Here is a 23,207-nt window from a genome sequence, read left to right on the forward strand (position 1 = left end):
CCGACCTACGTTCGCCGTATGCCTTCCGCGAGTACCGAGGCGCTCAGCACGTCGAGCGCCCCGTCCGAGTCCGCCCCGTCCGAGTCCTCTGCACCACAGCAGCTCATGCCGGGGCGCCCCGGCTACCGGCGGATGAGCTTCGCGCTCTTCGCCGCCGGTGTGGCCACCTTCGCCCTGTTGTACTCCACGCAGGCGCTGCTGCCCGCGATCACCTCCGACTTCGGTGTCACGGCGAGCCAGGCCAGTTGGACGGTCTCCGCCGCGACCGGCGGACTCGCTCTCTTCGTACTGCCGCTCAGCGCGCTGTCCGAGCGGTTCGGACGTCGGACGATGATGACGGCCTCGCTGACGGTCGCCGTGGTCATCGGACTGTTGGTTCCGTTCGCACCGAACCTGGGCTGGCTGATCGCGCTGCGCGCCGTACAGGGCGCGGCTCTCGCCGGGCTGCCCGCATCGGCGATGGCGTTTCTCGCCGAGGAGGTGCGGCCGAAGGCGCTGGTGGCGGCGATCGGTCTGTTCGTCGCGGGCAACTCCATCGGCGGGATGAGCGGGCGCATCCTGGCCGGCTGGGCGGCGCAGGCCTGGGGCTGGCGGGCCGCGCTCGGCACGATCGGCCTGGTCGCGGCGGTCTGCGCGGTCGGCTTCCGGCTGCTGCTCCCGGCGGCCCGCAACTTCACCCCGGTCTCCCTCAACCCCCGCGCCCTGGGCCGTACGGTCGGCGCCCACCTCGGCGACCCGCTGCTGCGCCGGCTGTTCGCCATCGGCGCGCTCTTCATGACGGTGTTCGGTGCCGTGTACACGGTGATCGGCTACCGGTTGGTCGGCGCGCCGTTCGATCTGGCCCAGGGCCTGGCCGGTTCGGTGTTCCTGGTCTATCTCGTCGGTACGGTCTCCTCAGCGGCCGCCGGACGGCTGGTCGACCGGCTCGGCAGGCGCGGTGCGCTCTATCTCGCCGGGTCGACGACCGCGGTGGGCCTGCTGCTCTCGCTGGCCGACCTGCTGCCCGTCGTACTGCTCGGGCTCGTCCTGATCACGGCGGGCTTCTTCGCCGGGCACGCGGTCGCCTCGTCGGCCGTGAGCCACACCGCGAAGACCGGCCGGGCCCAGGCTTCGGCGCTCTACCAGTCGGCGTACTACCTGGGCAGCAGCGCCGGTGGTGCGCTCGGCGCGGTCGCCTTCCATGCCGGGGGCTGGGCGGGCACGGTCGCGCTGGGGCTGCTCGCGGTGCTCGGTGTCGTGGCGGTCACCGTGCACGGGTCGCACAGCGCCCGGGCCGCCCGCCGGATGACTACCGCGGTGCGCTGAGCGGCGCCGAGCCGGCCGCACCGACGGTACCCGCCCCGCCCGGGCCCGGTCGGTCAACGACCGTTCCGGGGGCGATTGTCAGTGGTCCCCTGTAGCTTTTCAATCGCTGGTGCGATTGGGATTCAAGCAGGGGGCACCCTATGAGCGACCTCGCCACAACCGACCTCGACGTCCGTCTGGAAGAGCACCGGACGGAGCTGACCGGATACTGCTACCGGATGCTCGGTTCGGCCTTCGAAGCGGAAGACGCCGTGCAGGACACGATGGTCCGCGCCTGGCGGGGCTTCGACCGGTTCGAGGGGCGTTCCTCGCTGCGTTCGTGGCTGTACCGCATCGCGACCAACGTCTGCCTGGACATGCTCAAGGCCGGCAGCAAGCGCGCCCGCCCGATGGACCTCACCGCCGCCACCCCGGTCGCTCAGGCCGCGCTCAACTCCCGCCCCGAGGTGACCTGGCTGGAGCCGGTGCCGGACGGCCGGGTGCTCCCCTCGGCAAGTGACCCGTCGGAGACCGCGGTGGAGCGGGAGACGATCCGGCTGGCCTTCGTGGCCGCGTTGCAGCATCTGCCGCCCAAGCAGCGGGCCGTGCTGATCCTGCGCGAGGTGCTCGCCTGGAAGGCGAGCGAAGTGGCGGAGCTGCTCGAAACCACCGTCGCGTCGGTCAACAGCGCGCTGCAGAGAGCCCGTGCGACGCTCGCCGAATCCCCGCCCGCGACGACCGACGCCGCCGAGCCGCTGGACGAGGAGCAGCAGAAGCTGCTCGCCCGCTATGTGGCGGCCTTCGAGGGGTACGACATGCAGGCGCTGACCGCGCTGCTGCATGAGGACGCCACTCTCTCCATGCCGCCCTACGACCTGTGGCTGCGCGGACACGAGGACATCGTCGGCTGGATGCTGGGCGTCGGCTCGGTCTGCCGTGGCTCGCGCCTGGTGCCCGTGGTGGCCAACGGCACGCCGGCCTTCGCGCACTACCACCCGAGCGAATCGGGCAAGGGCTTCGATCCCTGGGCGCTCATGGTCATCGAGATCACCGACGGCGCGGTCGCCGGGATCACGTCCTTCCTGGACACCGAGCGCTGGTTCCCGCTGTTCGGCCTGCCCACCCGCCTGGAGGCGTGAGCGGCGGCGTCCGCCTCCCTACGACACGTCGGCGAGCCCGACCAGCTCCAGCAGTGCGACGAGCGCGGGAGCGGCATTGCGCAAACGGACGCGGCTGCCGTGCCGGCGGGCGGTGAGCCGGAGCCGGACGACGGCTTCGACCGCGGCCAGGTCGGGGCAGGTCAACGCTCCGACGTCGCAGTCCACCACGGATGCCCCCGTGCTGGTGAGCAGCGCTCGCAGCTCCGCGCACAGGCGCGGTACATCCGCCCGGCCGACCGGCCCGGCCACGACAAGGGCGATCGGCCCGGTGACATCCACAAGGGGAAGACCGGCGCGGCGAACGGAACTCATCGCTGCGAGCACGGCCGGCCGCGGGCCTGCGCACCGCGCACCGGGCCCGGACCACCGTTCCGGCCACGGACACCGCGCCGGGGCCGGCCGGATGAGCCCCACCGGGGCGCCGTGCTGCTGGACCGACTCAACTGCCGTGCGGGTGCGGCTCGTCACGGCGTCATGGGTCGGATCCCCGGTCAGGCGATGCGTTCCAGGACGATCGGGCTCGCCGTGAACGCGGTGCCGGCGGGGGCGATCTCGTACGCGGCGGAGAGCGATTCCAGGGCGTAACCGAACTTCTCCGGGGTGTCCGTGTGCAGGGTGAGCAGCGGCTGCCCCGCCGTCACCCGGTCCCCCGGCTTGGCGTGCAGCTCGACGCCCGCCCCGGCCTGCACCGGGTCGTCCTTTCGCGCCCGGCCCGCGCCGAGACGCCAGGCGGCCACCCCGACGTCGTACGCGTCGAGGCGGGTCAGCACGCCGCTCGAACCGGCGGTGACCACGTGCTGCTCGCGGGCGACCGGTAGGGCCGCGTCCGGGTCGCCGCCCTGGGCGGAGATCATCCGGCGCCAGTGGTCCATCGCCGAACCGTCGGCGAGCGCCTTGGCCGGGTCGGCGTCCGGCAGCCCCGCCGCGTCCAGCATCTCCCGGGCCAGCGCCAGGGTGAGCTCGACGACGTCGGACGGGCCGCCACCCGCGAGGACCTCGACGGATTCCCGCACCTCGAGGGCGTTGCCCGCGGTCCGGCCCAGCGGGGTGGCCATGTCGGTGAGCAGTGCGACCGTACGCACACCGTGGTCGGTGCCGAGGCCGACCATGGTCGAGGCCAGTTCGCGGGCGTCGGCCAGGTTCTTCATGAAGGCGCCGGAACCGACCTTGACGTCCAGCACCAGCGAACCGGTGCCCTCGGCGATCTTCTTGGACATGATCGAGGAGGCGATCAGCGGGATGGCCTCCACGGTGCCGGTGACGTCGCGCAGCGCGTACAGCTTCTTGTCGGCCGGCGCCAGGCCGTCGCCCGCCGCGCAGATGACCGCGCCGACCGAGTCCAGTACGTCCAGCATCTCGGCGTTGGAGAGCAGCGCCCGCCACCCGGGAACGGACTCCAGCTTGTCCAGGGTGCCGCCGGTGTGGCCCAGGCCGCGGCCCGACAGCTGCGGCACGGCGGCGCCGCAGGCGGCGACCAGCGGGGCGAGCGGCAGGGTGATCTTGTCGCCGACACCGCCGGTGGAGTGCTTGTCGGCGGTCGGTCGGGAGAGCGTCGAAAAGTCCATCCGCTCACCGGAGTTGATCATCGCGGCGGTCCAGCGGGCGATCTCGGCGCGGTTCATGCCGTTCAGCAGAATCGCCATGGCCAGCGCGGACATCTGCTCGTCGGCGACCTCGCCGCGGGTGTAGGCGTCGATCACCCAGTCGATCTGCTCGGGGCTCAGCTCGCCGCGGTCCCGCTTGGTGCGGATGACGGAGATGACGTCCATGGCTTTCCTTCCGGCCTTCCGGCAAAAAAATCGTATCGCGCGACTCTACGCGCATAGAGAAAACGTGGGGTGACGGCCTGCCCGCGCATGCGGGAAGGCCGTCACCCTCGGCGACGTCAGCCTCGGCGCGGTCAGCCGAGATGCTGCGGGCCGAACGCCTGCGGCAGCATCTCGGACAGCGGCAGCACACCGCCAGGCGTTTCGAGCAGCAGCTCGGGCCCACCGAATTCGTACAGCAGCTGGCGGCAGCGACCGCACGGCACCAGGACCGCGCCCTCGCCGTCCACACAGGTGAAGTGCGTCAGCCGGCCGCCGCCGGTGGCCTGCAGCTGCGAGACGAGCCCGCACTCGGCGCACAGGCCCAGACCGTACGAGGCGTTCTCGACGTTGCAGCCGACCACCGTACGACCGTCGTCCACCAGGGCCGCCGCCCCGACCGGATACCGCGAGTACGGCGCATAGGCCCGGGCCATCGCAGCCCGAGCGGCCTCCCGCAGAGCGTCCCAGTCGACATCGGTCACCGGGCCCCTCCGAGGATGCCCCGGCCTTCAGGCCGGCGCGAGGGCATCTCCCTCCCGAGGGGGAGAATCGGACTTCTGCGGAGCGGGGCAGGGAAAGGCGAATCAGCGTTAGAGCGATTCGCCGCCTGCCGCAGCGTCGGCGCGCTCGCTCTCAAGCCGGTGGACGATCTCGGAGTTGAGTGACCGGTGAGCGGACTTCGCTTCGGCGACCAGCCACGAGTGGAGGTCGGCGGGCAAGCGAAGCGTGATGCGTGATTCATGATCCATGACTCCCACTGTAGTGCTAAGATGACACCATGACGACACTTGAAGTGGCGGAGCAGGCCGGGCATGCCCGATACACCTACCGCCTTCGCGTGTCGTCCACCGCACTCGCCGGACTCGAGGCCGAGTGGGCGCGATGCCGGTGGATCTGGAACGAGTGCGTGGCACGCTCGAAGAAGGCCCATGCCGAGAACGAGAAGTGCGGCCCGGCCCGCCTCGACAAGATGCTGACCGAGGCCCGTACCGCGACGACGTGGCTGCGTGAGGGGCAGCTCGGTGCCGCAGCAACAGACCATCCGGGACTTCGGCAAGTCCCGCGCCAAGGCCCTGAAAGACATCAAGGACCGCCTGCCCGTGCGGCGCCGGGCCGGGATGCCCAGGCTGAAAAAGAAGCGTGAAGCAGTGCCCACGCTGAACTACACGAAGCGCGGGTTCCGCCTCAAGGATGGCCGTCTGCACCTCGCCGGAAACATCGCGCTGACCCTGGTGTGGTCCCGCCACCTGCCCGCCGAGCCGTCCAGTGTGCGCGTGTACCAGGACTCCGTGGGCCACTGGTACGCCTCGTTCGTCGTCACCGCCGAAGCCCAGCCCCTCCCGGAGACGGGTGCCGTGATCGGCATTGACTGGGGCGTGAAAGAAACCGCGACCACCACCTCGGACTCGCACGACCTCCCACACGCCGAACACGGAAAGAAAGCCGCGCAACGCCTGGCCCACTATCAGCGGAAGATGGCCCGCCGCAAACCAGTACGCGGACAGGCCGCCTCCCAGGGCTACCGGCGGGCGCAGAAGCAAACCGCGAAGGTCCACAAGAAGGTGTCCCGCCAGCGGCGGGACACCGCCCGTAAGTGGGCGAAGAAGATCGTGAGCGACCACGATGCTCTGGCCGTCGAGGACTTCCGTCCGAAGTTCCTGGCCAGGACCACCATGGACTGCGCGTCGTGCGGAGCGAGAACCAAGCACGCACTTCCTCTTTCGGAACGTATCTACACCTGCACCGCCTGCGGAGCGGTGTCCTCCCGGGACAAGAACTCCGCCCGCGTGATGCTCGTCCGGGCTGGTCTGGCCCCGGCTGGTGTCGAAGGCATAAGACCTCCCGGACCGCCGGTCCGCGAGGCAGCCCGAGCCAGAAATCCCCTCCCCCTTCAGGGAGGGGAGCATTCACTTGCCCTGGCCCTTTCGGTAGCGCATACCGTCCGCTTTCGGCATCCGCAGCCGCTGCGCGGACAGCGAGAGCACCAGCAGGGTCACCACGTACGGCGTGGCGCCCACGAAGTCGGACGGGACATCGTCGGTCAACAGGTACCAGACCAGGACGACCACGGCCATGACCGCGCTGATCGTGCCCTGCACGACCGCCTTGCGGTAGAGCTTCCACACCGCCAGCAGCACGAGCAGCACCACGATGAGCAGCAGCAGCGCATGCACGGTCTCGCCGCCGTTGCGCAGCTGCAGCGCATCGGAGAAGCCGAACAAGCCGGCGCCCATGGCGAGGCCGCCGGGCCGCCAGTTACCGAAGATCATCGCGGCGAGGCCGATGTAACCGCGGCCGCCGGTCTGGTTCTCCAGGTAGATGTGCGTGGGGACCATCGCCAGGAAAGCGCCGCCGAGTCCGGCCATACCGCCGGAGATGGCGACGGCCGCGTACTTGTACCGGTAGACGTTGACGCCCAGCGACTCCGCAGCGATCGGGTTTTCGCCGCTGGAGCGCAGTCGCAGGCCGAACGCGGTCTTCCACAGCACCCACCAGGTGCCGACGAAGAGCAGCACGGCCAGGATCGTCAGCACCGACACATCGGTGACCAGACCGCCGAGGATGCCGGCCAGGTCGGAGACGAAGAACCAGTGGTGCTTCTCGATCGACGACAACCCGTCCGAGAGCCCCGGGATGGTGACGGTGGGCAGCGAGTCGACCGGCGGGGACTGCTTGGGGTTGCCGCCCGCGGCGATGGCGTCGCCGTGGTTGAAGAAGATCTTGGCGAGGTACTGCGTGGCGCCCAGCGCTAGCAGGTTGACCGCGACGCCGGAGACGATGTGGTCGACGCCGAAGGTGATGGTGACGATGCCGTGGATCAGGCCACCGAGCATGCCGAAGGTGATGCCGGCCAGTAGTCCCAGCCAGGGGCTGGTCTGCCAGCCGATCCAGCCGGCCCCGAAGGTGCCGAGGATCATCATGCCTTCGAGGCCGATGTTGACCACACCGGCCCGCTCGGACCACAGACCGCCGAGGCCCGCGAGTCCGATCGGCACGGCCAGGCCCAGCGAGGCGCTGATCTGACCCTCCGAGGTGAGCTGGTCGGCGCCGGTGATGATGCGGACCAGCGAGACCAGGATCAGCGCGCCCGCGATGATCAGCAGGATCTTCGAGAGGCTGAGCTTGCGGCCGGGTGTGGCGTTCGCCGCCTTGGGAGCCGCCGGAGGCGGGGTCTTCGTCATGGTCGCGGTCATGCCGTCACCTCCTGCTGGTCCTGCTTGATCGAGGCGGCCTGCGCGGCGATTTCGGCGCCGACCTTCTGCTGCTGGCGCTTGAGCCCGTATCGACGCACGACCTCGTAGGCGATCACGACGCACAGGACGATGACGCCCTGGATCACGCCGAGGATCTCCTTGTCGTAGCCCATGAACTCAAGGTGGTTGGTGGTGCGCTCCAGGAAGCCCCAGAGCAGCGCGCCGAGCGCGATGCCGACCGGATGGTTGCGGCCGAGCAGGGCGATCGCGATCCCGGTGAAGCCGACACCCAGCGGGAAGTCGTTGCTGTACATGTGGCTGTCGTTGAGCAGCGTCGGCATGCCGATCAGACCGGCCATGGCGCCAGAGATGATCATGCTGGTGGCGACCATCTTCTTGACGCTGACACCGCTCGCGGACGCCGCGGACTCGGACTGGCCGACCGCGCGGAGGTCGAAACCGAAGCGCGTGCGACCCAGCACGAACCAGTACGCGACACCGGCCAGCGCCGCGATGACGATGAAGCCCCACAGCACGCCGGCCGGGCCGGTGTCGATGGAGAAGAACCAGGAGGACTTGGGGAGCGGCTTGGTGGAGACCAGGGTGCCGGAGTCGTCGAGCTGGCCGAGCCGGCCCGGCTGCATCAGATAGGCGATGACCGCGGTGGCGATCGAGTTGAGCATGATCGTCGAGATCACCTCGCTGACGCCCCGCGTCACCTTCAGCACACCCGCGATACCCGACCACATCGCACCGACCAGCATGGCGGTGACGATCATCAGCGGGATCTGGACGGCGCCGGGCAGTGTCAGCGCACCGCCGACGACCGCGGCGAAGAAGGCAGCCATGCGGTACTGGCCGTCGACGCCGATGTTGAAGAGGTTCATCCGGAAGCCGATGGCCACCGCGATGCCGGCGAGGTAGTAGGTCGTCGCCTTGTTGAGGATGTAGATCTGGCTGTCGCTGGCCGAGCCGAAGCTGATCATGTCGCTGAACGCGGCGAACGGGTCCTTGCCGGTGGCCAGGATGACCAGCGCGGTGACGACCAGGGCCGCCACGATCGCGAGCAGCGGGGCGGCGATCGCCAGGACCAGCCGCTCCCGGTCGATGCGCGAGGTGTACTTCTTCATCGGTCCTCTCCCCCAGCTTCGCCGCCGGTGGTGTCCGGGGTCTTCCGGGACTCCGGGATCCCCGGTGTCTTCGGGGCGTCCGGAGTCTTCGGAGCGGCCGTCCCGTCGGGCACGGGCTTCTCGCCGTGGTCCAGGTGTCCGCCGGCGGCGCCGGTCATCGCGGAGCCGAGCTCCTCGGGGGTGATCGTGGCGGGGTCCGCGTCCGCGACCAGCCGGCCGCGGTACATCACCCGCAGGGTGTCGGACAGGCCGATCAGCTCGTCCAGGTCGGCGGAGATCAGCAGGACGGCGAGGCCCTCACGCCGGGCCTCCTTGATCTGGTCCCAGATCTGCGCCTGCGCGCCGACGTCCACGCCCCGGGTGGGGTGTGCGGCGATCAGCAGCCTGGGGCGGTGGCTCATCTCCCGGCCGACGATCAGCTTCTGCTGGTTACCGCCGGAGAGCGAGGCCGCGGTGACGTCGATCCCCGGCGTACGGACGTCGTACTCGGCGATGATCCGCTCGGTGTCGGCGCGCGCCGCCTTGGCGTCGATCAGTCCGCGCCGGGAGTTGGGCGCCTCGGTGACATGGCCGAGGATGCGGTTCTCCCAGAGCGGGGCCTCGAGCAGCAGGCCATGGCGGTGCCGGTCCTCGGGGATGTATCCGACGCCGCTCTCGCGCCGTTTGCGGGTGGGGGTGTGCGAGATGTCCGTGGTGCCGAGGGTGATGACGCCGCCGTCCGGTTCGCGCATCCCCATGATCGCTTCGACGAGCTCCGCCTGGCCGTTGCCCTCCACACCCGCGATGCCCAGGACTTCGCCCTGGTGGATGGTGAAGGAGACGCCGGACAGCACCTCGCGCACGAAGCCGTCGGCGTCGGCCGCGGTCAGCGTGAGGTCGTCGAGGGTGAGCATCGGGGTGCCGGTGACCGTCGACTCGCGGGTCTCCGGCGAGGGCAGCTCGCTGCCGACCATCAGCTCGGCCAGCTGCTTGGTGGTGGTGGACGCCGGGTCGACGGTGCCCACGGTGGTGCCGCGGCGGATCACGGTGATCTCGTCGGCGACCGACAGCACCTCGCCCAGTTTGTGGGAGATGAAGATGACGGTCAGGCCCTCGGACTTCAGCTCGCGGAGGTTGTCGAAGAGCGAGTCCACCTCCTGCGGGACCAGCACCGCGGTCGGCTCGTCGAGGATGAGGGTGCGGGCGCCGCGGTAGAGCACCTTGAGGATCTCCACCCGCTGGCGGTCCGCGACCCCCAGATCCTCGACGAGGACGTCCGGGCGGACGTTCAGCCCGTACGCGTCGGAGATCTCCTTGATCCTGGCGCGGGCCTTGCCACCGATGCCGTGGAGCTTCTCGCCGCCGAGCACGACGTTCTCGAGGACGGTGAGGTTGTCGGCGAGCATGAAGTGCTGGTGCACCATGCCGATGCCGAGCGCGATGGCGTCGGCGGGCGTGGCGAAGGAGGCCTGCTTGCCGTCGACGGTGATGGTGCCCTCGTCCGGCTTCTGCATGCCGTAGAGGATCTTCATCAGGGTCGACTTGCCGGCACCGTTCTCACCGCAGAGCGCGTGCACGGTGCCCTTGCGGACGGTGATGTCGATATCGCGGTTGGCGACGACACCGGGGAATCGTTTGGTGATGCCGCGCAGTTCGACGGCGGGCGGGCTGGACGCGTTGATGACGCACTCTCCTCGGGAGAAGGAGCGATGGGGCGGCGGGCCCCGGCGGAGTCGGGGGTGCGGTGACGCTAACGCGCCAACTGAACGCTACACGCGTAGAGTTGACACATTGTTACGACCTGGTGCGCGGTAGGCGTCGGATCAGCCTGCGGTGTCGGATGCGGTGCATCGCAAGGCGGCGGCGCGCCCTCATAGCGGAGCTGTTTGGGCGTTTCGCCAACGCGGCGAGGTGCCGTAGCCGGCGCCGCAGGCCCGACGCCTACCGCGCGCCAGGTCGTCAGGGGCCCGGGGAGGGATGGCAACCCTCTCCGGGCCCATGGGAGACGGCGGGTCAGGGAGTGGTCTTGACCTTGACGGTGCCGTCGGCGATCTTCTTCTTCGCCGCGTCGAGCTGCGGCTTGATGTCGTCGATGAACCCCCCGCTGGTGGACAGCGAGACGCCGCCCTTGGCGAGAGAGTAGGTGTTGGTGCCGGTGACGGGCTTGCCGTCGTGGACCGACTTGACCAGGTCGTAGACGCCGATGTCGACGTTCTTGACGACCGAGGTCAGGATCGAGGACTTGTACTGCGCCAGCGACGGAATGTTGTACTGGTCCGAGTCGACGCCGATCGCCCAGGCGCCCTTCTTGCCGTGGACGGCCTCGATCGCGCCGTTACCGGACGAGCCGGCCGCAGAGAAGACCACGTCAGCGCCCTTGTCGAGCATGCCCTGTGCGGCCTGCTTCCCCTTGTCGGGGCTGGCGAAGCCGGAGGTGTCCGAGCCGTGGCTCAGGTACTGCCGGTCGATCTTGATGCTCTTGTTGGTGTCCTGGACGCCCTGGACGTAACCCGCCTCGAACTTCTTGATCAGCGGGATGTCCACGCCGCCGATGAAGCCGACGTGCTTCGTCTTGGTCTTCAGCGCCGCGGTGACACCCGCGAGGTAGGAGCTCTGCTCCTCCGTGAAGACGATGTTGTCGATGTTCTTCGCGTCGACCACGGAGTCCACGAGGCCGAAAGTGACCTTCGGGTACTTGGCGGCGACCTTCTTCATCGACGGCGCGTAGGAGTAGCCGATCCCGACGATCGGGTTGTAACCCGCGTCGGCCAGGTCGGTGAGCCGCTGCTCGCGGTCGGCCTCGGTGTCCGACGTCTTGGCGGTCAGCTCCTTGACGTCACCACCGAACTCGGACTTGGCCTTGTCGATACCGCGCGCGGCGGAGTCGTTGAAGGAGTGGTCGCCACGGCCGCCGACGTCGTACGCGACGCCGACCTTGACACCCTTGGACGAGGAGGAGGACGAGGCGGAGTCGGACTCCTTCTGGGTCGACGTGCTGCCGCAGGCGGAAACGGAGAGAGCGAGGGCCGCGGTGGCTATGCCAGACGCAGCGATCTTGGTTACCCGGCGCAAGAGGAGGTCCCTTCAAACCAAACCTGGAAGCGCCTCTTCCGGCGCTGGTTTTCGCCAGGATCGTAACGCGCGTAGATGTCAGGTAAAGGCCCGTTCGGAACCTGTTATCGGATCGACGCGAACGGGGCCTGACGTGTCCGGCTACAGCCGGTGTCCGGCGAGCAACGCAGCGGCGGTGAAGAGCTCGACGGCGACCTCGATCGCGGACTCGTCGGCGTCGAAATCACCCCGGTGCAAGTCCCCTCCGACGCCGTCGCCCGGCGTACGCACCCCGAGTCTGACCATCGCCCCCGGCACCCGCTCCAGGTACCAGGAGAAGTCCTCGCCGCCCAGGCTCTGCGCGGTGTCCTCGATCGCGTGCAAGCCGCGGCGGGCGGCCATCGCGTCGCGCACCAGCTCGGCCACGTCTCCGTCGTTGACGACCGGGGGCACCCCGCGAACGTAGTTGACCACCGTCTTGGCCCGCTGCATTTCGGCCACCTCGTCGATCGCCGCATGCACCAGGTCGGGTGCGGCCCGCCAGGCGTCGAGATCCAGACACCGCACGGTCCCGGAGAGCTCCGCGTGCTGCGGGATGACATTGCAGGCGTGACCGGAGTCGATACGCCCCCAGGTGACGACGAGCCCCGACCGGGCGTCCACCCGCCGGGCCAGCAGCGCCGGCACGTCGACGGCGACCTTCGCGACGGCGGTGACCAGGTCCGTGGTCAGATGCGGGCGCGCGGTGTGCCCGCCGGGTCCGTCCAGGGTGATCTCCACACGGTCGCAGGCGGAGGTGATGGGCCCGGTCCGCAGCCCGATCCGCCCGGCATCGACCTTGGGATCACAGTGCACCGCGATGATCTGCCCGACCCCGTCGAGCGCCCCGGACTCGATGGCGTCGAGCGCACCGCCCGGCAGCACCTCCTCGGCGGGCTGGAAGATCAGCCGCACCGGAAACGGCAGCTGCCCGGCCCGGTGCAGTTCGGCCAGTACCAGCCCGGCGCCGAGCACCGCCACCGTATGGACGTCGTGCCCGCAGGCGTGCGCCATGTCCGGCACGGTGGACCGGTAGGCGCACCCGATCTTGGTGTCCGGGATGGGCAGGGCGTCGATGTCGGCCCGCAGCGCGAGAATGGGCCTGCTTGCTCCCCCGCCGCCCTCCGGCATGCCGATGTCGCACAGCAGCCCGGTCCCCGTGTCGAGCACCCGCGGCGCGAGCCCGGCCTGCTCGAGCCGCGCCTTGATCGCCGCGGTGGTCCGGAACTCCTGGTTCCCGAGCTCGGGATGCCGGTGCAGATCCCGCCGAAGGGCGATCAGCTCATCACGCAACTCCGCCGGGAGCACCCCGGGCAGCACCTCGTCGCCGGCGTCGCCGCCTGCGCCACGGTCGGTGGACTGATGAACATCGGACTCGCGGGGGGTCAAGTGGTTCACCTGTTCAAGGTTAGGCCCCTTCACGGCTCAACCACCGGTCCATCCGGGAATTTCAGCCGCATAGGCGAAAGAATCTCGGTTCGCGAGGTATGGCGGCGGGCTCCGATGGGTAAGGCGCGGGCTCTGTACTGAGGCCCGGGTCCGGTCGTCTCACCGCAGGTGACCACCGTTCGGAGCCCCGGTGACGCGACTTGATCTACTTCGACGCCCTCGAGGTGCAGGATTCGGCGACGTCCGACGCAGCTGAGCTCGTGGTCCCGAGGTTCGGGACGTGCCCGCGGACCTCACGCAGCCGACGCCGGTCCCATCGGGGTCAGTCGCTGCACGTCGCGGGCCGTTCCTGTGACGCCCGCCAGGAAGCCCTGGGCGCGCGGTGACGCCGTGGCGGTGAGCCAGACGGGGTCGATGTCGCAGACGGCGACGCGGACCTCGGTGCCGGCCAGGGCGAGCGGGAGGGTGTGGACCACGGTGGACGGGAAGCTCACGATGGTGCGGCCGATGGGGCCGCGGCGGGCTATCAGTTCCAGCGGGAGGTCGGGGCGGACGATTTCCAGGCCGGTTTCGAGGTGCAGGCGGTGCAGCTTGTCGGTGGCCTCGCGCCGGTGCGCGAAGTAACGGGTCGCGTGGTGGGTGCGGGCCAGCGAGGCCACCGCGGTGATGTAGCGGTCCGGGTCCACCACGCCCGTCTCGACGAGCGAGGTGCCCACCAGGTCGGCGGTGCGAGTGATGCGGGGCGGGCCGAAGCGGGCGCGGGTCCAGGCGAAATCGTTCCGGGTGACGGTCAGGCCGGGTGGCGCGGTGTCGACCGGCATGGCGCTGAAGACCTCGACGGTGCGGCGGCGGGACGGAGTCAGCCGGCGGCGGGCCGCCGAGGACATCGGGGCGAAGAGGAGGTCCCGGGGGCCGCGGCGGCCACGCCGGTGCCAGCGGGTCAGCGGCTGCCTCGCGGCGAGTTGGGAGATGAACTCCATGGTGGCGGTGCCGTCGTCGACCACCGTCAGGTCGCGGGCGCCGGTGATCGAGAGGAGAAGCTGCACGTAACGGGAGAACGGGTCGCCGATGACGATCCGGCCGGCCCCGCGAAGCAGCGGCAGCAGACCGCCGATCGTCCGGAACGGCGCCGCCGCGCCGCCACGCGCCTCCTCCCACCGCACCGTGATGCCTTCGCCGCGGGCCAGTTCGGCCATCCGGCGCAACTGGCCGCGGGACATCGGGTCGAGCGGTGAGAGGACGACCACGGTCAGGTCCGTGGGCGTCGGGTGAGCCCATTCCAGCAGGTTGAGCAGCTGGACGGGGCTCTCCACGAAGGCGAGCGTGGCGGGGGCGCTCTTCACTGTGGCGGCCTCTCCTCGTACGGACTTGGGCCTCTACGGATCAGACGGACGCGGGCTCGCGGTCACCGGCCTCGGCGACCACCCCGGCCACCCGGCGCAGCTTCTTCATCGGGGCGAGCTCCGAGTCGTAGACCTTCTTGACGCCGTCACCGAGGGAGGCCTCGATGGTGCGGATGTCGCGGACCAGGCGCTGCAGGCCCTGCGGCTCGACGGAGGCCGCCTGGTCGGAGCCCCACATCGCGCGGTCCAGGGTGATGTGGCGCTCGACGAAGGCCGCGCCGAGCGCGACGGCGGCCAGCGTCGTCTGCAGGCCGGTCTCGTGGCCGCTGTAGCCGATCGGGACGTTCGGGTACTCGGACTGCAGGGTGTTGATGACCCGCAGGTTCAGCTCCTCGGCCTTCGCGGGGTAGGTCGAAGTGGCGTGGCAGAGCAGGATGTTGTCGCTGCCGAGCACCTCCACCGCGTGGCGGATCTGCCGCGGGGTCGACATGCCGGTGGACAGGATGACCGTACGGCCGGTGGCGCGCAGTGAGCGCAGCAGCTCGTCGTCGGTGAGTGAGGCGGATGCGACCTTGTGGGCGGGGAGGTCGAACTTCTCCAGGAAGGCGACGGCCTCGGTGTCCCACGGGGAGGCGAACCAGTCGATGCCACGCAGCGCGCAGTGGTCCGAGATGGCCCGGTACTCCGCCTCGCCGAACTCCACGCGGTGGCGGTAGTCGATGTACGTCATCCGGCCCCAGGGGGTGTCGCGCTCGATGTCCCACTGGTCGCGCGGGGTGCAGATCTCGGGGGTGCGCTTCTGGAACTTGACGGCGTCGCAGCCGGCTTCGGCGGCCGCGTCGATCAGGGCGAGCGCGTTGTCCAGCTCACCGTTGTGGTTAATGCCGATCTCGCCGGTGATGTAGACGGGGTGGCCGGGGCCCGCGGTCCTGTTGCCGAGGGTGCGGAGGCGGGTGGTGCGCATGAGGGGTGTCCTTAGCTGTGGGAGGTGTTGAGGGTGGGGCCCAGGAGCCAGGCGGCGATCTCACGGATCGCGCCCTCGCCGCCGGGGGTGGTGGTGACCGCGCGGGCGGCGCCGCGTACGACGTGGTGTGCCTGGGCGACCGCGACGGGCCAGCCGACGAGGCCGAAGCACGGCAGGTCGTTCACGTCGTTGCCGACGTAGAGCACGCGCTCGGGCGCGACGCCCTGTTCTTCGCACCACTGCTTGAGTGCGAGGTCCTTGCGGTCGATGCCGTGCAGTACGGGGACGCGCAGTTTGCGTGCCCGTGCGGCGACGACCGGGTTCTGTTCGGTGGAGAGGATGAGGAGTCTGAGGTCCGTGGTGTCACGGAGGGCGGCGATCCCGAGTCCGTCCCCGCGGTGCACGGCGACGAACTCGTGGCCCTCGGCGTCGATGAGGACCCGGTCGTCGGTCTGGGTTCCGTCGAAGTCGAGAACCACCGCGTCGATGTCCTCGCGGCTCGGCAGCGTCCGGGTGTCGAGCAGCGGGGCCAGGGCGCGGGCCCGGGCCAGGTCGTGCGGGTCGTCGATCTCCAGCACCCGGGCGGGGTCCGTACGGACCAGTGCGGTCTCGCCGAAGAAGCGGTGCCGGGTGGCGCGGAAACCGGCGGCGTTCATCGCGTACGCCGCGCCGGTCTCCAGGTAGTCCTGCGGCCGGTCCTGGCGGCGGGGCCGACTCGCCTTGTCGTGGTTGACGCCGATGGCCTCCGCACTCGCCGGGCTTTCCCGCCACAGGAAACCGTGGGTGGTGGCGACCGTGTGCGCGGTGTCCGCGCCGCCCTCGGCGACCGCCGCGGCGACCCCGTCGATGTCCTCCCCGGTGATGAAGGGGCTGGTGCACTGGACGAGCAGCACCACGTCCGTGCCGGGGTAGCCGTCCAGGGCGTGCAGCACCGCCGCCTCGCTGCTCGCCGTGTCGCCGGCGATCTCGGCGGGGCGCAGCACCACGTCGGCGCCGGCCTCCCGGGCCGCGGCCGCGATGCGTTCGTCGTCGGTGGAGACGGCGACATCGGTGACCAGACGGGCGCCGAGGCAGGCGCGGACCGCCCGGACGACCAGCGGCACGCCGCCGACGGCGGCCAGGTTCTTGGCCGGTACGCCCTTGGACCCGCCGCGGGCGGGGATCACGGCCAGGATCTTGGTCGGCACAGTGGTGGGCATCACAGTTCTCCCATGCGGCGGATGACGGGGGCCACGCGCTGGACGCCGTGGCGGTAGGCGCCGCGCGCCGCGTCGCGTACGGCGTCGCGCATCACGCGCCGGACACCGGTGACTTCGTCGGCCGGAGCGGCATCGAGGCGGTAGCGGGCGAGGATCCCGGGGAGGTAGCCGGGCGCGGTGGTGGCGGTGTAGTAGGGGGCGATCGGCGGAAGTGCGGGCCGGGCGAGGAGGTCGGCGACCCGTTCGCGTACGGCGTCGAAGGCCGTGTCGTACGGGACGTCGGCGGCCACCCCCTGCCCGGCCAGCCACGCCGGGTCGGCGTCGGGGCGTTCACCTGCGTCGAGTTGGTCCCAGGACGCGAGGCAGCCGGAGCCGATGAAGTGGTGGTTGCCGAGCGTTTCCCGGACGCCGAGGTCGGTGAGGACGACGGTCGGGATGCGTCGGTGCAGGGATTCCAGGGCGGCGGTCGACGACACGGTGACCAGCAGGTCGGTGCGGTCGAGCAGCTCGCCCATGTGCCCGTAGGCGAGACGGAAGTTGGGCGGCGGTTCGGAGGCGAGTTTGCCGGCCAGCTTCTGGTAGGGCAGTTCCTCGATGTGCGTGGTGTGCTCGCCGGGCTGGGAGCGGAGTTTCAGCACTACCTCGCGGCGCGGGTGCAGCCTGGCGTGCTCGACGAGGCGGCGCAGCAGATAGCCGCGGTCCTCGCGCGACTCGGGCACGGAGGGCTGTGCGGCGAAGACCACCGTGTCGCGGCCGTCCGCCGGAGCGTAGGGCGCCCCGCCCAGGAAGGGCAGCGCGGTCTCGGTGACCGCCGATGCGTCGGCACCCACCCCCGTATAGACCGCGCGGAACCGCTCCGCGTCGTGGCGGGAGTTGGCGAGCACGACGTCCGCGCCGTGTCGCAGCAGCAGCCCGTCGGCCAGCTTCTCGTAGACGACGCCGACATAGCCGGTGACGACGACGGGCCGGCGGTCCAGGGCGGCCAGCCCGTGCAGTACCGCCTGGACGGCTCCGCCGACGAGCGCCAGGACCACCACGTCGTAGGCGTCCTGCTGAACGGCGCGGACGAACTCGGCCCCTGTCACTTCGCGCAGGTCGTCCGGGTGCACGCCGGCCCCGACCTCGGCGAGTTGGCGGGGGGTGGGTGTGGCCCGGCCGCGCAGCAGGAAACCGCTGAGGTCGACGTCTCGTTCGGAGACACGGCGTGCGGTGAGCGCGCCCCATTTCCAACGGGTGTCGGAATCGGCGATCACGGCTACGCGGAGAGCGTGGCCGGCATTGGGAGGAGATGGTCTTACTGGCACACCCAAGAAGGTAGAAAGGCATTCCGTGCGGCGGCCCAACTCGACTGCAACAAAGGGTTAACAGCACACTTCCGGACGGGGAGAAATCCCGGATCGAGATCCGGTTCACCGTTCCGCCACGCGTCGTTCACCCTGCGTACGGTCACAGGTCAGCGGAAATGCCGACGGCGAAATTAGCGTCACGCGGGTGGTCAAGCTCTCCGTCATCGTGCCGTTCTTCAACGTGCAGACATACGCCCCCGACACCCTCAGAAGTCTCCGCGCGAACGCACGCGACGACTTCGAGTTCCTGCTGGTCGACGACTGTTCGACGGACGGGACCCCGGAGATCCTCGAACGTGCCGCGCGGGAGCTCCCCGGGGCGGTCCTCATCGGACACCAGCAGAACGGGGGTCTCGCCACGGCGCGCAACACCGGTCTTGACGCCGCACGCGGGGAGTACATCACGTTCCTCGACGGCGACGACTGGCTGGCGCCCGGGTACTACGAGCGGCTGCTGGCCGCCACGGAGGGCCTGGGCTGCGACTTCGTCCGTACCGACCATGTGCAGTGCACGGGCCGCTCCCGGTCGGTGCACCGCGTGCCGTACGGCAGGCGCGGTGAGGTGCTGAACCCGCGTGACGTCATTCTGCCCGCCGACCGTTCCACCCCGGTCGACTACGCCTACGCCTGGGCCGGGCTGTATCACCGCAGGCTGCTGGACCGGGGGTTGCTGCACTTCACCGCCGGCCTGCGCACTGCGGAGGACCGCCCCTGGATCTGGCGGCTGCACCGCGAGGCCGAATCGTTCGCCGCGCTGAGTCTGCTCGGGGTTTTCTACCGGAGGGGCGTCGCTTCGTCTCTCACCCAGATCGGCGACGTGCGCCAACTCGATTTCATCCGCGCTTTCGACCAGGTTATCGACGAGACGTCGAAAGACGTCGATGCGGCTCTGTTTCTCCCCAAAGCGGTGCGCACCTATTGCGCGATCATTTCGCACCACTTGGGCTCCATCGAAAGGTTCGAACCAGCCGTGGCACGTAAATTGCGGACCGTGAGCGCCGCTGCGCTGAAGCGAATGCCGCAGGACCTGCTGAGCGACGCCCTCGACTCGATGGACACCCAGCGCGCCTCCCGGCTGCGCAGGCTGCGCCGCCGCCCGGCACCGCTGACGACGGAGGTCGCGGCGTGACACCCGGACGCACCACACAGATCTTCTACGCCTCCACGCTCTACGGAGCCGCCACGCTCGCCGCCGCGATCGACAGCGGCTGCTTCGGCCCCGCCGAACGGCGGCTGCTGCTGGTCGGCAACAACGCGGCCGTCCCGGAGACCACGCCCGCACTGGACGAGATGCCCGGCTTCGACCGGGTACGCGAACGGTTCGACGCGGTGGTCTCCTGGAACGCCACCATCGCTCCGCTGCACCCGGGGGGATGGGCTCCGCGCCCCGATGACGTCCCTCTGTGGGAACGGCAGTTGAGGCTCGCCTGGGACCTCGGTGACGACCGGATCGAACTGGCCGTCGAGTCCATCCAGGTCAACCCGGCGCAGGCGCTCACCCTGCTGTTCCAGGACGCGCCGGTGACGGTGTACGCGGACGGGCTGATGTCGTACGGACCGACCCGCAACAAGATCGACCCACTGATCGGAACGCGGATCCGGGGCCTGCTCCATCTGGACCTGGTGCCCGGTCTGACGCCTCTGCTGCTCGCGGAGTTCGGGGTGGAACCGGAGATCGTGCCGACCGCGGCCTTCCTGAAGGTGCTGGGTGAGCTGGCCGAATCGGCGACCGGTCTTCCCGAGTGCGCCGAGCCTCCGGCACTGCTGCTCGGCCAGTACCTCTCGGCACTTGAGATCCTCACCCCGCAGGAGGAGGAGGATCTCCATGTCCGGATGCTGCGCGGTGCGGTGGCCCAGGGCCATCGCACCATCGTCTTCAAACCGCACCCGACGGCCCCGGCCCGCTGGTCCCGCCTGCTGGAACGGGAGGCGGAGCAGCTGGGCGTCGAACTGACCGTGGTGGAGCACCCGTTGCTCGCCGAGACGCTGTACGAGCGGGTGCGTCCCGCGCTGGTGGTGGGGTGCTTCTCGACGGCGCTGCTGACGGCACGTGCCTTCTACCGGATTCCGGTCGCCCGTACCGGCACGGACCTGCTGCTGGACCGGCTCGCGCCGTACCAGAACAGCAACCGGGTCCCGGTGACGATCGTCGACGCGCTGCTGCCGGAGCTGGCGGGCGACACCGCGTCGACCGCCGAGGACCTGCCGGGGCTGGTCGCGGCCGTCGGCTTCGCGATGCAGCCGCAGCTGCGGCCCGATCTGCGGCCGGCCGCCGAGGCGTATCTTGCCGCTCGTCTCGACGACCACACTCTGCGCTACTTCAAGCGGCGCAGGCTGACGGTGCTCGGGCTGCCGGGCGGGGTGCCCGCCCAGTTGGCCTTCATCCCGCGCAACGCGGCGGTACGGCGGGTCGCCCGGCGGGCGCGTTCGCTCAAGAGGATCGCCCTGGGGTGACCACCGTGGTCCGCGCCCGCCGCGGCCCCAGCCCCCGGGGCGGGGCCGCGGCGGGACTGCTCAGAACGCGTCGGTCGGCACGTAGGTCCCCCACACCTCGCGCAGCGCGTTGCAGACTTCGCCGACCGTGGCGCGTGCCCTGAGCGCGTCCTTCATCGGATACAGCACGTTGTCCGTGCCCGCGGCAGCCTTCTTCAGCTCGGTGAGCGCCGCGTCGACGGCCGGCTGGTCCCGGTCGGCGCGCAGCGCGGCCAGCCGCGCCGCCTGCTGGGCCTCGATCGCGGGGTCCACGCGCAGCGGCTCGTACGGCTCCTCGGCGTCCAGCTGGTAGCGATTGACGCCGACCACGACCCGCTCGCCGCTGTCGGTCTCCTGGGCGATGCGGTAGGCGTTTCGCTCGATCTCGCCCTTCTGGAAGCCGTTCTCGATCGCGGCCACCGCGCCGCCCAGGTCCTCGACCCGCTCCATCAGCGCGAGCGCCGCCTCCTCGACCTCGTCCGTCATCCGCTCCACCACGTACGAGCCGGCGAAGGGGTCGACGGTGGCGGTCACGTCCGTCTCGTAGGCGAGGACCTGCTGGGTGCGCAGGGCCAGCCGGGCGGACTTGTCGGTCGGCAGCGCGATGGCCTCGTCGAAGGAGTTGGTGTGCAGCGACTGCGTACCGCCGAGGACAGCGGCGAGGCCCTGGACGGCGACCCGCACCAGATTGACCTCGGGCTGCTGGGCGGTGAGCTGCACGCCCGCGGTCTGGGTGTGGAAGCGCAGCATCAGTGACTTCGGGTTCTTCGCGCCGAACTCATCGCGCATCACCTTCGCCCAGATCCGGCGCGCCGCACGGAACTTGGCGACCTCCTCCAGGATGGTCGTGCGCGAAACGAAGAAGAAGGAGAGGCGGGGCGCGAAGTCGTCCACGTCCATCCCCGCCGCGACGGCCGTACGGACGTATTCGATGCCGTCGGCCAGGGTGAAGGCGATCTCCTGCGCGGGCGAGGCACCGGCCTCCGCCATGTGGTAGCCGGAGATCGAGATGGTGTTCCACTTCGGGATCTCGGCCCGGCAGTACTTGAAGATGTCCGCGATCAGCCGCAGCGAGGGCTTGGGCGGGAAGATGTACGTCCCGCGGGCGATGTACTCCTTCAGCACGTCGTTCTGGATCGTGCCGGTGATCCTGTCGGCCGGTACACCCTGTTCCTCGCCGACGAGCTGGTACATCAACAGCAGCAGCGCCGCCGGGGCGTTGATGGTCATCGAGGTGGACACCTTGTCCAGCGGAATCCCGCCGAACAGCACCCGCATGTCGTCGATCGAGTCGATGGCCACACCGACCTTGCCGACCTCGCCGGACGAGATGTCGGCGTCGCTGTCGTGCCCCATCTGGGTCGGCAGGTCGAAGGCGACCGAGAGGCCCATGGTGCCGTGCTCGATGAGCTGCCGGTACCGGGCGTTGGACTCGGTGGCCGTGCCGAAACCCGCGTACTGGCGCATGGTCCAGGGCCGGCCGGTGTACATCGACGGATACACACCGCGGGTGTACGGGTACGCCCCCGGCGCACCGAGCTTCTCGGCCGGGTCCCACCCGTCCAGGGTGTTCGGGCCATACACCGGCTCGATCGGCAGCCCACTCTCGGTGATGCGTCCTTCGCCGGATTCGTGCGCCATCTGCTGTGCCTCCCGCTGAAAAAACTACCCACTGGTACGTCCCGGCCCTCGCCACGGACTGTAGCGGCGGGCGTGCGGCGGGTGGAGGCCTACACGCTGGGACCTTGCTCACAGCGTGTCCGGATCGTGTCCCCGGCTTTCGCAACCGGCGGGGGCGGGAATCTGTCCCTGGACGCACCGGACAGAGTATGGCCGGAGAGAGCAGGGGGCCGAAATGCGGAACGGATTGCGGGACACGTTGCTGGGCAGAGCACTGGCCGCGGCCGCCGTCGTGGCCGTGGCAGCGGGCTGTTCGGCGCAGACCACGGGGACGCCGGACGCGAAAGGCGTGCAGAGCGCGAAGAGCGCGAAGCCGAGCGGCAGTACGGCGGACGGCAGTACGGCGGACAGCAGCACGGCGGCAGCCTCGCCCAGCCCGTCACGAAGCGGCGCGACGACCGCGCCGGTCGCCGGGATGCCGGCGGCGTCCGCCACCACCACCCCGGCGAAGCGGCCGGTCGACGTGGCCACGCCCAGGACCCTCATGTCCCGTGGCAGCACCGGCAAGCAGGTGCGTGAACTGCAGGCGAGGCTGCGCCAGATCGCCTGGTTCGACGAGAACCCGACGGGGACCTACGGGCCGGTGACCGTCGCAGCGGTCCAGGGCTTCCAGGGCAAACGGGGCCTGACAACCACCGGCCGGACCGACACCGTCACCTGGCAGAAGCTGCTTGCCATGACCAGGACACCGACCCGTGACGAACTGAACGGTACGTCAGGCGGACAGCGACGGGGCAAGCTCGACCCGCGCTGCATGACGGGCCGGGTGATGTGCATCAGCAAGACCAGCCGCACGCTGAGCTGGGTCAATGACGGTCACGTGCTCTCGACGATGGACGTGCGGTTCGGCTCGCAGTACACGCCGACCAGGGAAGGTACCTTCCACGTCGACTTCAAGAGCCGGCACCACGTCTCGACGATCTACCACTCGGCCATGCCGTACGCGATGTTCTTCAGCGGCGGCCAGGCGGTGCACTACTCCTCGGACTTCGCGGCCCGGGGCTACAGCGGCGCCTCGCACGGCTGCGTCAACGTCCGGGACGAAGGGAAGATCGCCGCACTCTTCGCCCAGGTGAAGGTCGGCGACAAGGTCGTCGTGTACTGGTGAGATTGGGGGCGCGGGTGGGTCCGGGGGAACGTAACCCACCCGCGCCGGGTGCGTGGAGCCG

The 23,207-nt window shown here is 70.0% G+C and carries 19 protein-coding genes and 1 pseudogene; 6 read left to right on the top strand and 14 right to left on the bottom strand.

Translation table 11 applies throughout. The annotated features are described in order from the left end of the window. Positions 1-18: 18 nt before the first annotated feature. Together AB0M87_RS10825 and AB0M87_RS10830 are read left to right on the top strand one after the other, a co-directional pair. The gene (locus tag AB0M87_RS10825; RefSeq protein WP_365851613.1) at positions 19-1,305 is read left to right on the top strand and encodes an MFS transporter; all 1,287 of its coding nucleotides are present in this window, start codon (positions 19-21) and stop codon (positions 1,303-1,305) included. Between the two features lie 140 nt (positions 1,306-1,445). After that, positions 1,446-2,423, top strand: a complete 978-nt coding sequence (locus tag AB0M87_RS10830) for a sigma-70 family RNA polymerase sigma factor (RefSeq protein ID WP_365851614.1) — start codon at positions 1,446-1,448, stop codon at positions 2,421-2,423. An 18-nt stretch (positions 2,424-2,441) separates the two neighbouring features. Here the strand turns inward: AB0M87_RS10830 and AB0M87_RS10835 are convergent, their stop codons facing one another. From AB0M87_RS10835 to AB0M87_RS10850, 4 genes are all read right to left on the bottom strand, one after another. Next, positions 2,442-2,756: an STAS domain-containing protein gene (locus AB0M87_RS10835; protein ID WP_365851615.1), complete on the bottom strand. Its 315-nt coding sequence runs from the start codon at positions 2,754-2,756 to the stop codon at positions 2,442-2,444. Between the two features lie 179 nt (positions 2,757-2,935). Beyond that, the gene (locus tag AB0M87_RS10840; RefSeq protein WP_365851616.1) at positions 2,936-4,213 is read right to left on the bottom strand and encodes a thymidine phosphorylase; all 1,278 of its coding nucleotides are present in this window, start codon (positions 4,211-4,213) and stop codon (positions 2,936-2,938) included. Between the two features lie 131 nt (positions 4,214-4,344). Continuing rightward, the gene (locus tag AB0M87_RS10845) at positions 4,345-4,734 is read right to left on the bottom strand and encodes a cytidine deaminase (RefSeq protein WP_365851617.1); all 390 of its coding nucleotides are present in this window, start codon (positions 4,732-4,734) and stop codon (positions 4,345-4,347) included. A 108-nt stretch (positions 4,735-4,842) separates the two neighbouring features. Beyond that, a complete protein-coding gene (locus AB0M87_RS10850; protein WP_365851618.1) occupies positions 4,843-5,001 on the bottom strand; it encodes an Arc family DNA-binding protein in 159 nt (52 codons plus the stop codon). Between the two features lie 29 nt (positions 5,002-5,030). On the opposite strand from AB0M87_RS10850, the pseudogene AB0M87_RS10855 reads away from it, so the two are divergent. Beyond that, a pseudogene (locus tag AB0M87_RS10855) lies at positions 5,031-6,111 on the top strand (transposase); the annotation flags it as partial. 48 nt (positions 6,112-6,159) lie between these two features. On the opposite strand, the gene AB0M87_RS10860 reads toward AB0M87_RS10855, so the two are convergent. From AB0M87_RS10860 to AB0M87_RS10900, 9 genes are all read right to left on the bottom strand, one after another. Next, the gene (locus tag AB0M87_RS10860) at positions 6,160-7,446 is read right to left on the bottom strand and encodes an ABC transporter permease (protein ID WP_365851619.1); all 1,287 of its coding nucleotides are present in this window, start codon (positions 7,444-7,446) and stop codon (positions 6,160-6,162) included. Further along, positions 7,443-8,576, bottom strand: coding sequence for an ABC transporter permease (locus AB0M87_RS10865; protein WP_365851620.1), 1,134 nt, complete (start codon positions 8,574-8,576; stop codon positions 7,443-7,445). Before AB0M87_RS10865 ends, AB0M87_RS10860 begins: the two co-directional genes overlap by 4 nt. Beyond that, entirely contained in the window at positions 8,573-10,207 is a 1,635-nt protein-coding gene (locus AB0M87_RS10870; RefSeq protein ID WP_365851948.1) for an ABC transporter ATP-binding protein, read from the bottom strand. The genes AB0M87_RS10865 and AB0M87_RS10870 overlap by 4 nt, the downstream gene beginning before the upstream one ends. Before the next feature lie 361 nt (positions 10,208-10,568). Continuing rightward, positions 10,569-11,627, bottom strand: a complete 1,059-nt coding sequence (locus tag AB0M87_RS10875) for a BMP family ABC transporter substrate-binding protein (RefSeq protein ID WP_365851621.1) — start codon at positions 11,625-11,627, stop codon at positions 10,569-10,571. Between the two features lie 141 nt (positions 11,628-11,768). After that, positions 11,769-12,965, bottom strand: coding sequence for an amidohydrolase (locus AB0M87_RS10880; protein WP_365851949.1), 1,197 nt, complete (start codon positions 12,963-12,965; stop codon positions 11,769-11,771). 362 nt (positions 12,966-13,327) lie between these two features. Next, a complete protein-coding gene (locus AB0M87_RS10885) occupies positions 13,328-14,377 on the bottom strand; it encodes a hypothetical protein (protein ID WP_365851622.1) in 1,050 nt (349 codons plus the stop codon). A gap of 40 nt (positions 14,378-14,417) precedes the next feature. After that, positions 14,418-15,341 (bottom strand): N-acetylneuraminate synthase family protein, encoded by a 924-nt coding sequence (locus AB0M87_RS10890; RefSeq protein WP_365851623.1) that lies wholly within the window; start codon positions 15,339-15,341, stop codon positions 14,418-14,420. A gap of 11 nt (positions 15,342-15,352) precedes the next feature. After that, positions 15,353-16,540, bottom strand: a complete 1,188-nt coding sequence (locus AB0M87_RS10895) for an acylneuraminate cytidylyltransferase (protein ID WP_365851624.1) — start codon at positions 16,538-16,540, stop codon at positions 15,353-15,355. Continuing rightward, positions 16,540-17,793, bottom strand: coding sequence for a DUF6716 putative glycosyltransferase (locus tag AB0M87_RS10900; RefSeq protein ID WP_365851625.1), 1,254 nt, complete (start codon positions 17,791-17,793; stop codon positions 16,540-16,542). The genes AB0M87_RS10895 and AB0M87_RS10900 overlap by 1 nt, the downstream gene beginning before the upstream one ends. A 238-nt stretch (positions 17,794-18,031) precedes the next feature. Between AB0M87_RS10900 and AB0M87_RS10905 the strand changes: the two genes are divergently transcribed. After that, entirely contained in the window at positions 18,032-19,015 is a 984-nt protein-coding gene (locus tag AB0M87_RS10905; RefSeq protein ID WP_365851626.1) for a glycosyltransferase family 2 protein, read from the top strand. Next, entirely contained in the window at positions 19,012-20,340 is a 1,329-nt protein-coding gene (locus AB0M87_RS10910; RefSeq protein ID WP_365851627.1) for an alpha-2,8-polysialyltransferase family protein, read from the top strand. The genes AB0M87_RS10905 and AB0M87_RS10910 overlap by 4 nt, the downstream gene beginning before the upstream one ends. A 60-nt stretch (positions 20,341-20,400) precedes the next feature. Here AB0M87_RS10910 and AB0M87_RS10915 read toward each other — a convergent pair whose 3' ends face one another. Beyond that, positions 20,401-21,999, bottom strand: a complete 1,599-nt coding sequence (locus AB0M87_RS10915) for a methylmalonyl-CoA mutase family protein (RefSeq protein ID WP_365851628.1) — start codon at positions 21,997-21,999, stop codon at positions 20,401-20,403. 214 nt (positions 22,000-22,213) lie between these two features. Here AB0M87_RS10915 and AB0M87_RS10920 point away from each other — a divergent pair, with 214 nt between their 5' ends. After that, positions 22,214-23,146: a L,D-transpeptidase family protein gene (locus AB0M87_RS10920; RefSeq protein WP_365851629.1), complete on the top strand. Its 933-nt coding sequence runs from the start codon at positions 22,214-22,216 to the stop codon at positions 23,144-23,146. The last annotated feature ends 61 nt before the right edge of the window (positions 23,147-23,207 follow it).

The organism is Streptomyces sp. NPDC051320 (assembly GCF_040682175.1).
In the GTDB taxonomy this organism is placed as follows: Bacteria; Actinomycetota; Actinomycetes; order Streptomycetales; family Streptomycetaceae; genus Streptomyces.

What these genes read in the sequence shown, in the direction of transcription:
- AB0M87_RS10835 (WP_365851615.1), bottom strand. Translation starts at nt 2,756, where the DNA reads ATGAGTTCCGTTCGCCGCGCCGGTCTTCCCCTTGTGGATGTCACCGGG.
- AB0M87_RS10860 (WP_365851619.1), bottom strand. Translation starts at nt 7,446, where the DNA reads ATGACCGCGACCATGACGAAGACCCCGCCTCCGGCGGCTCCCAAGGCG.
- AB0M87_RS10850 (WP_365851618.1), bottom strand. Translation starts at nt 5,001, where the DNA reads ATGGATCATGAATCACGCATCACGCTTCGCTTGCCCGCCGACCTCCAC.
- AB0M87_RS10920 (WP_365851629.1), top strand. Translation starts at nt 22,214, where the DNA reads ATGCGGAACGGATTGCGGGACACGTTGCTGGGCAGAGCACTGGCCGCG.
- AB0M87_RS10830 (WP_365851614.1), top strand. Translation starts at nt 1,446, where the DNA reads ATGAGCGACCTCGCCACAACCGACCTCGACGTCCGTCTGGAAGAGCAC.
- AB0M87_RS10890 (WP_365851623.1), bottom strand. Translation starts at nt 15,341, where the DNA reads ATGCGCACCACCCGCCTCCGCACCCTCGGCAACAGGACCGCGGGCCCC.
- AB0M87_RS10840 (WP_365851616.1), bottom strand. Translation starts at nt 4,213, where the DNA reads ATGGACGTCATCTCCGTCATCCGCACCAAGCGGGACCGCGGCGAGCTG.
- AB0M87_RS10915 (WP_365851628.1), bottom strand. Translation starts at nt 21,999, where the DNA reads ATGGCGCACGAATCCGGCGAAGGACGCATCACCGAGAGTGGGCTGCCG.
- AB0M87_RS10895 (WP_365851624.1), bottom strand. Translation starts at nt 16,540, where the DNA reads ATGCCCACCACTGTGCCGACCAAGATCCTGGCCGTGATCCCCGCCCGC.
- AB0M87_RS10865 (WP_365851620.1), bottom strand. Translation starts at nt 8,576, where the DNA reads ATGAAGAAGTACACCTCGCGCATCGACCGGGAGCGGCTGGTCCTGGCG.
- AB0M87_RS10825 (WP_365851613.1), top strand. Translation starts at nt 19, where the DNA reads ATGCCTTCCGCGAGTACCGAGGCGCTCAGCACGTCGAGCGCCCCGTCC.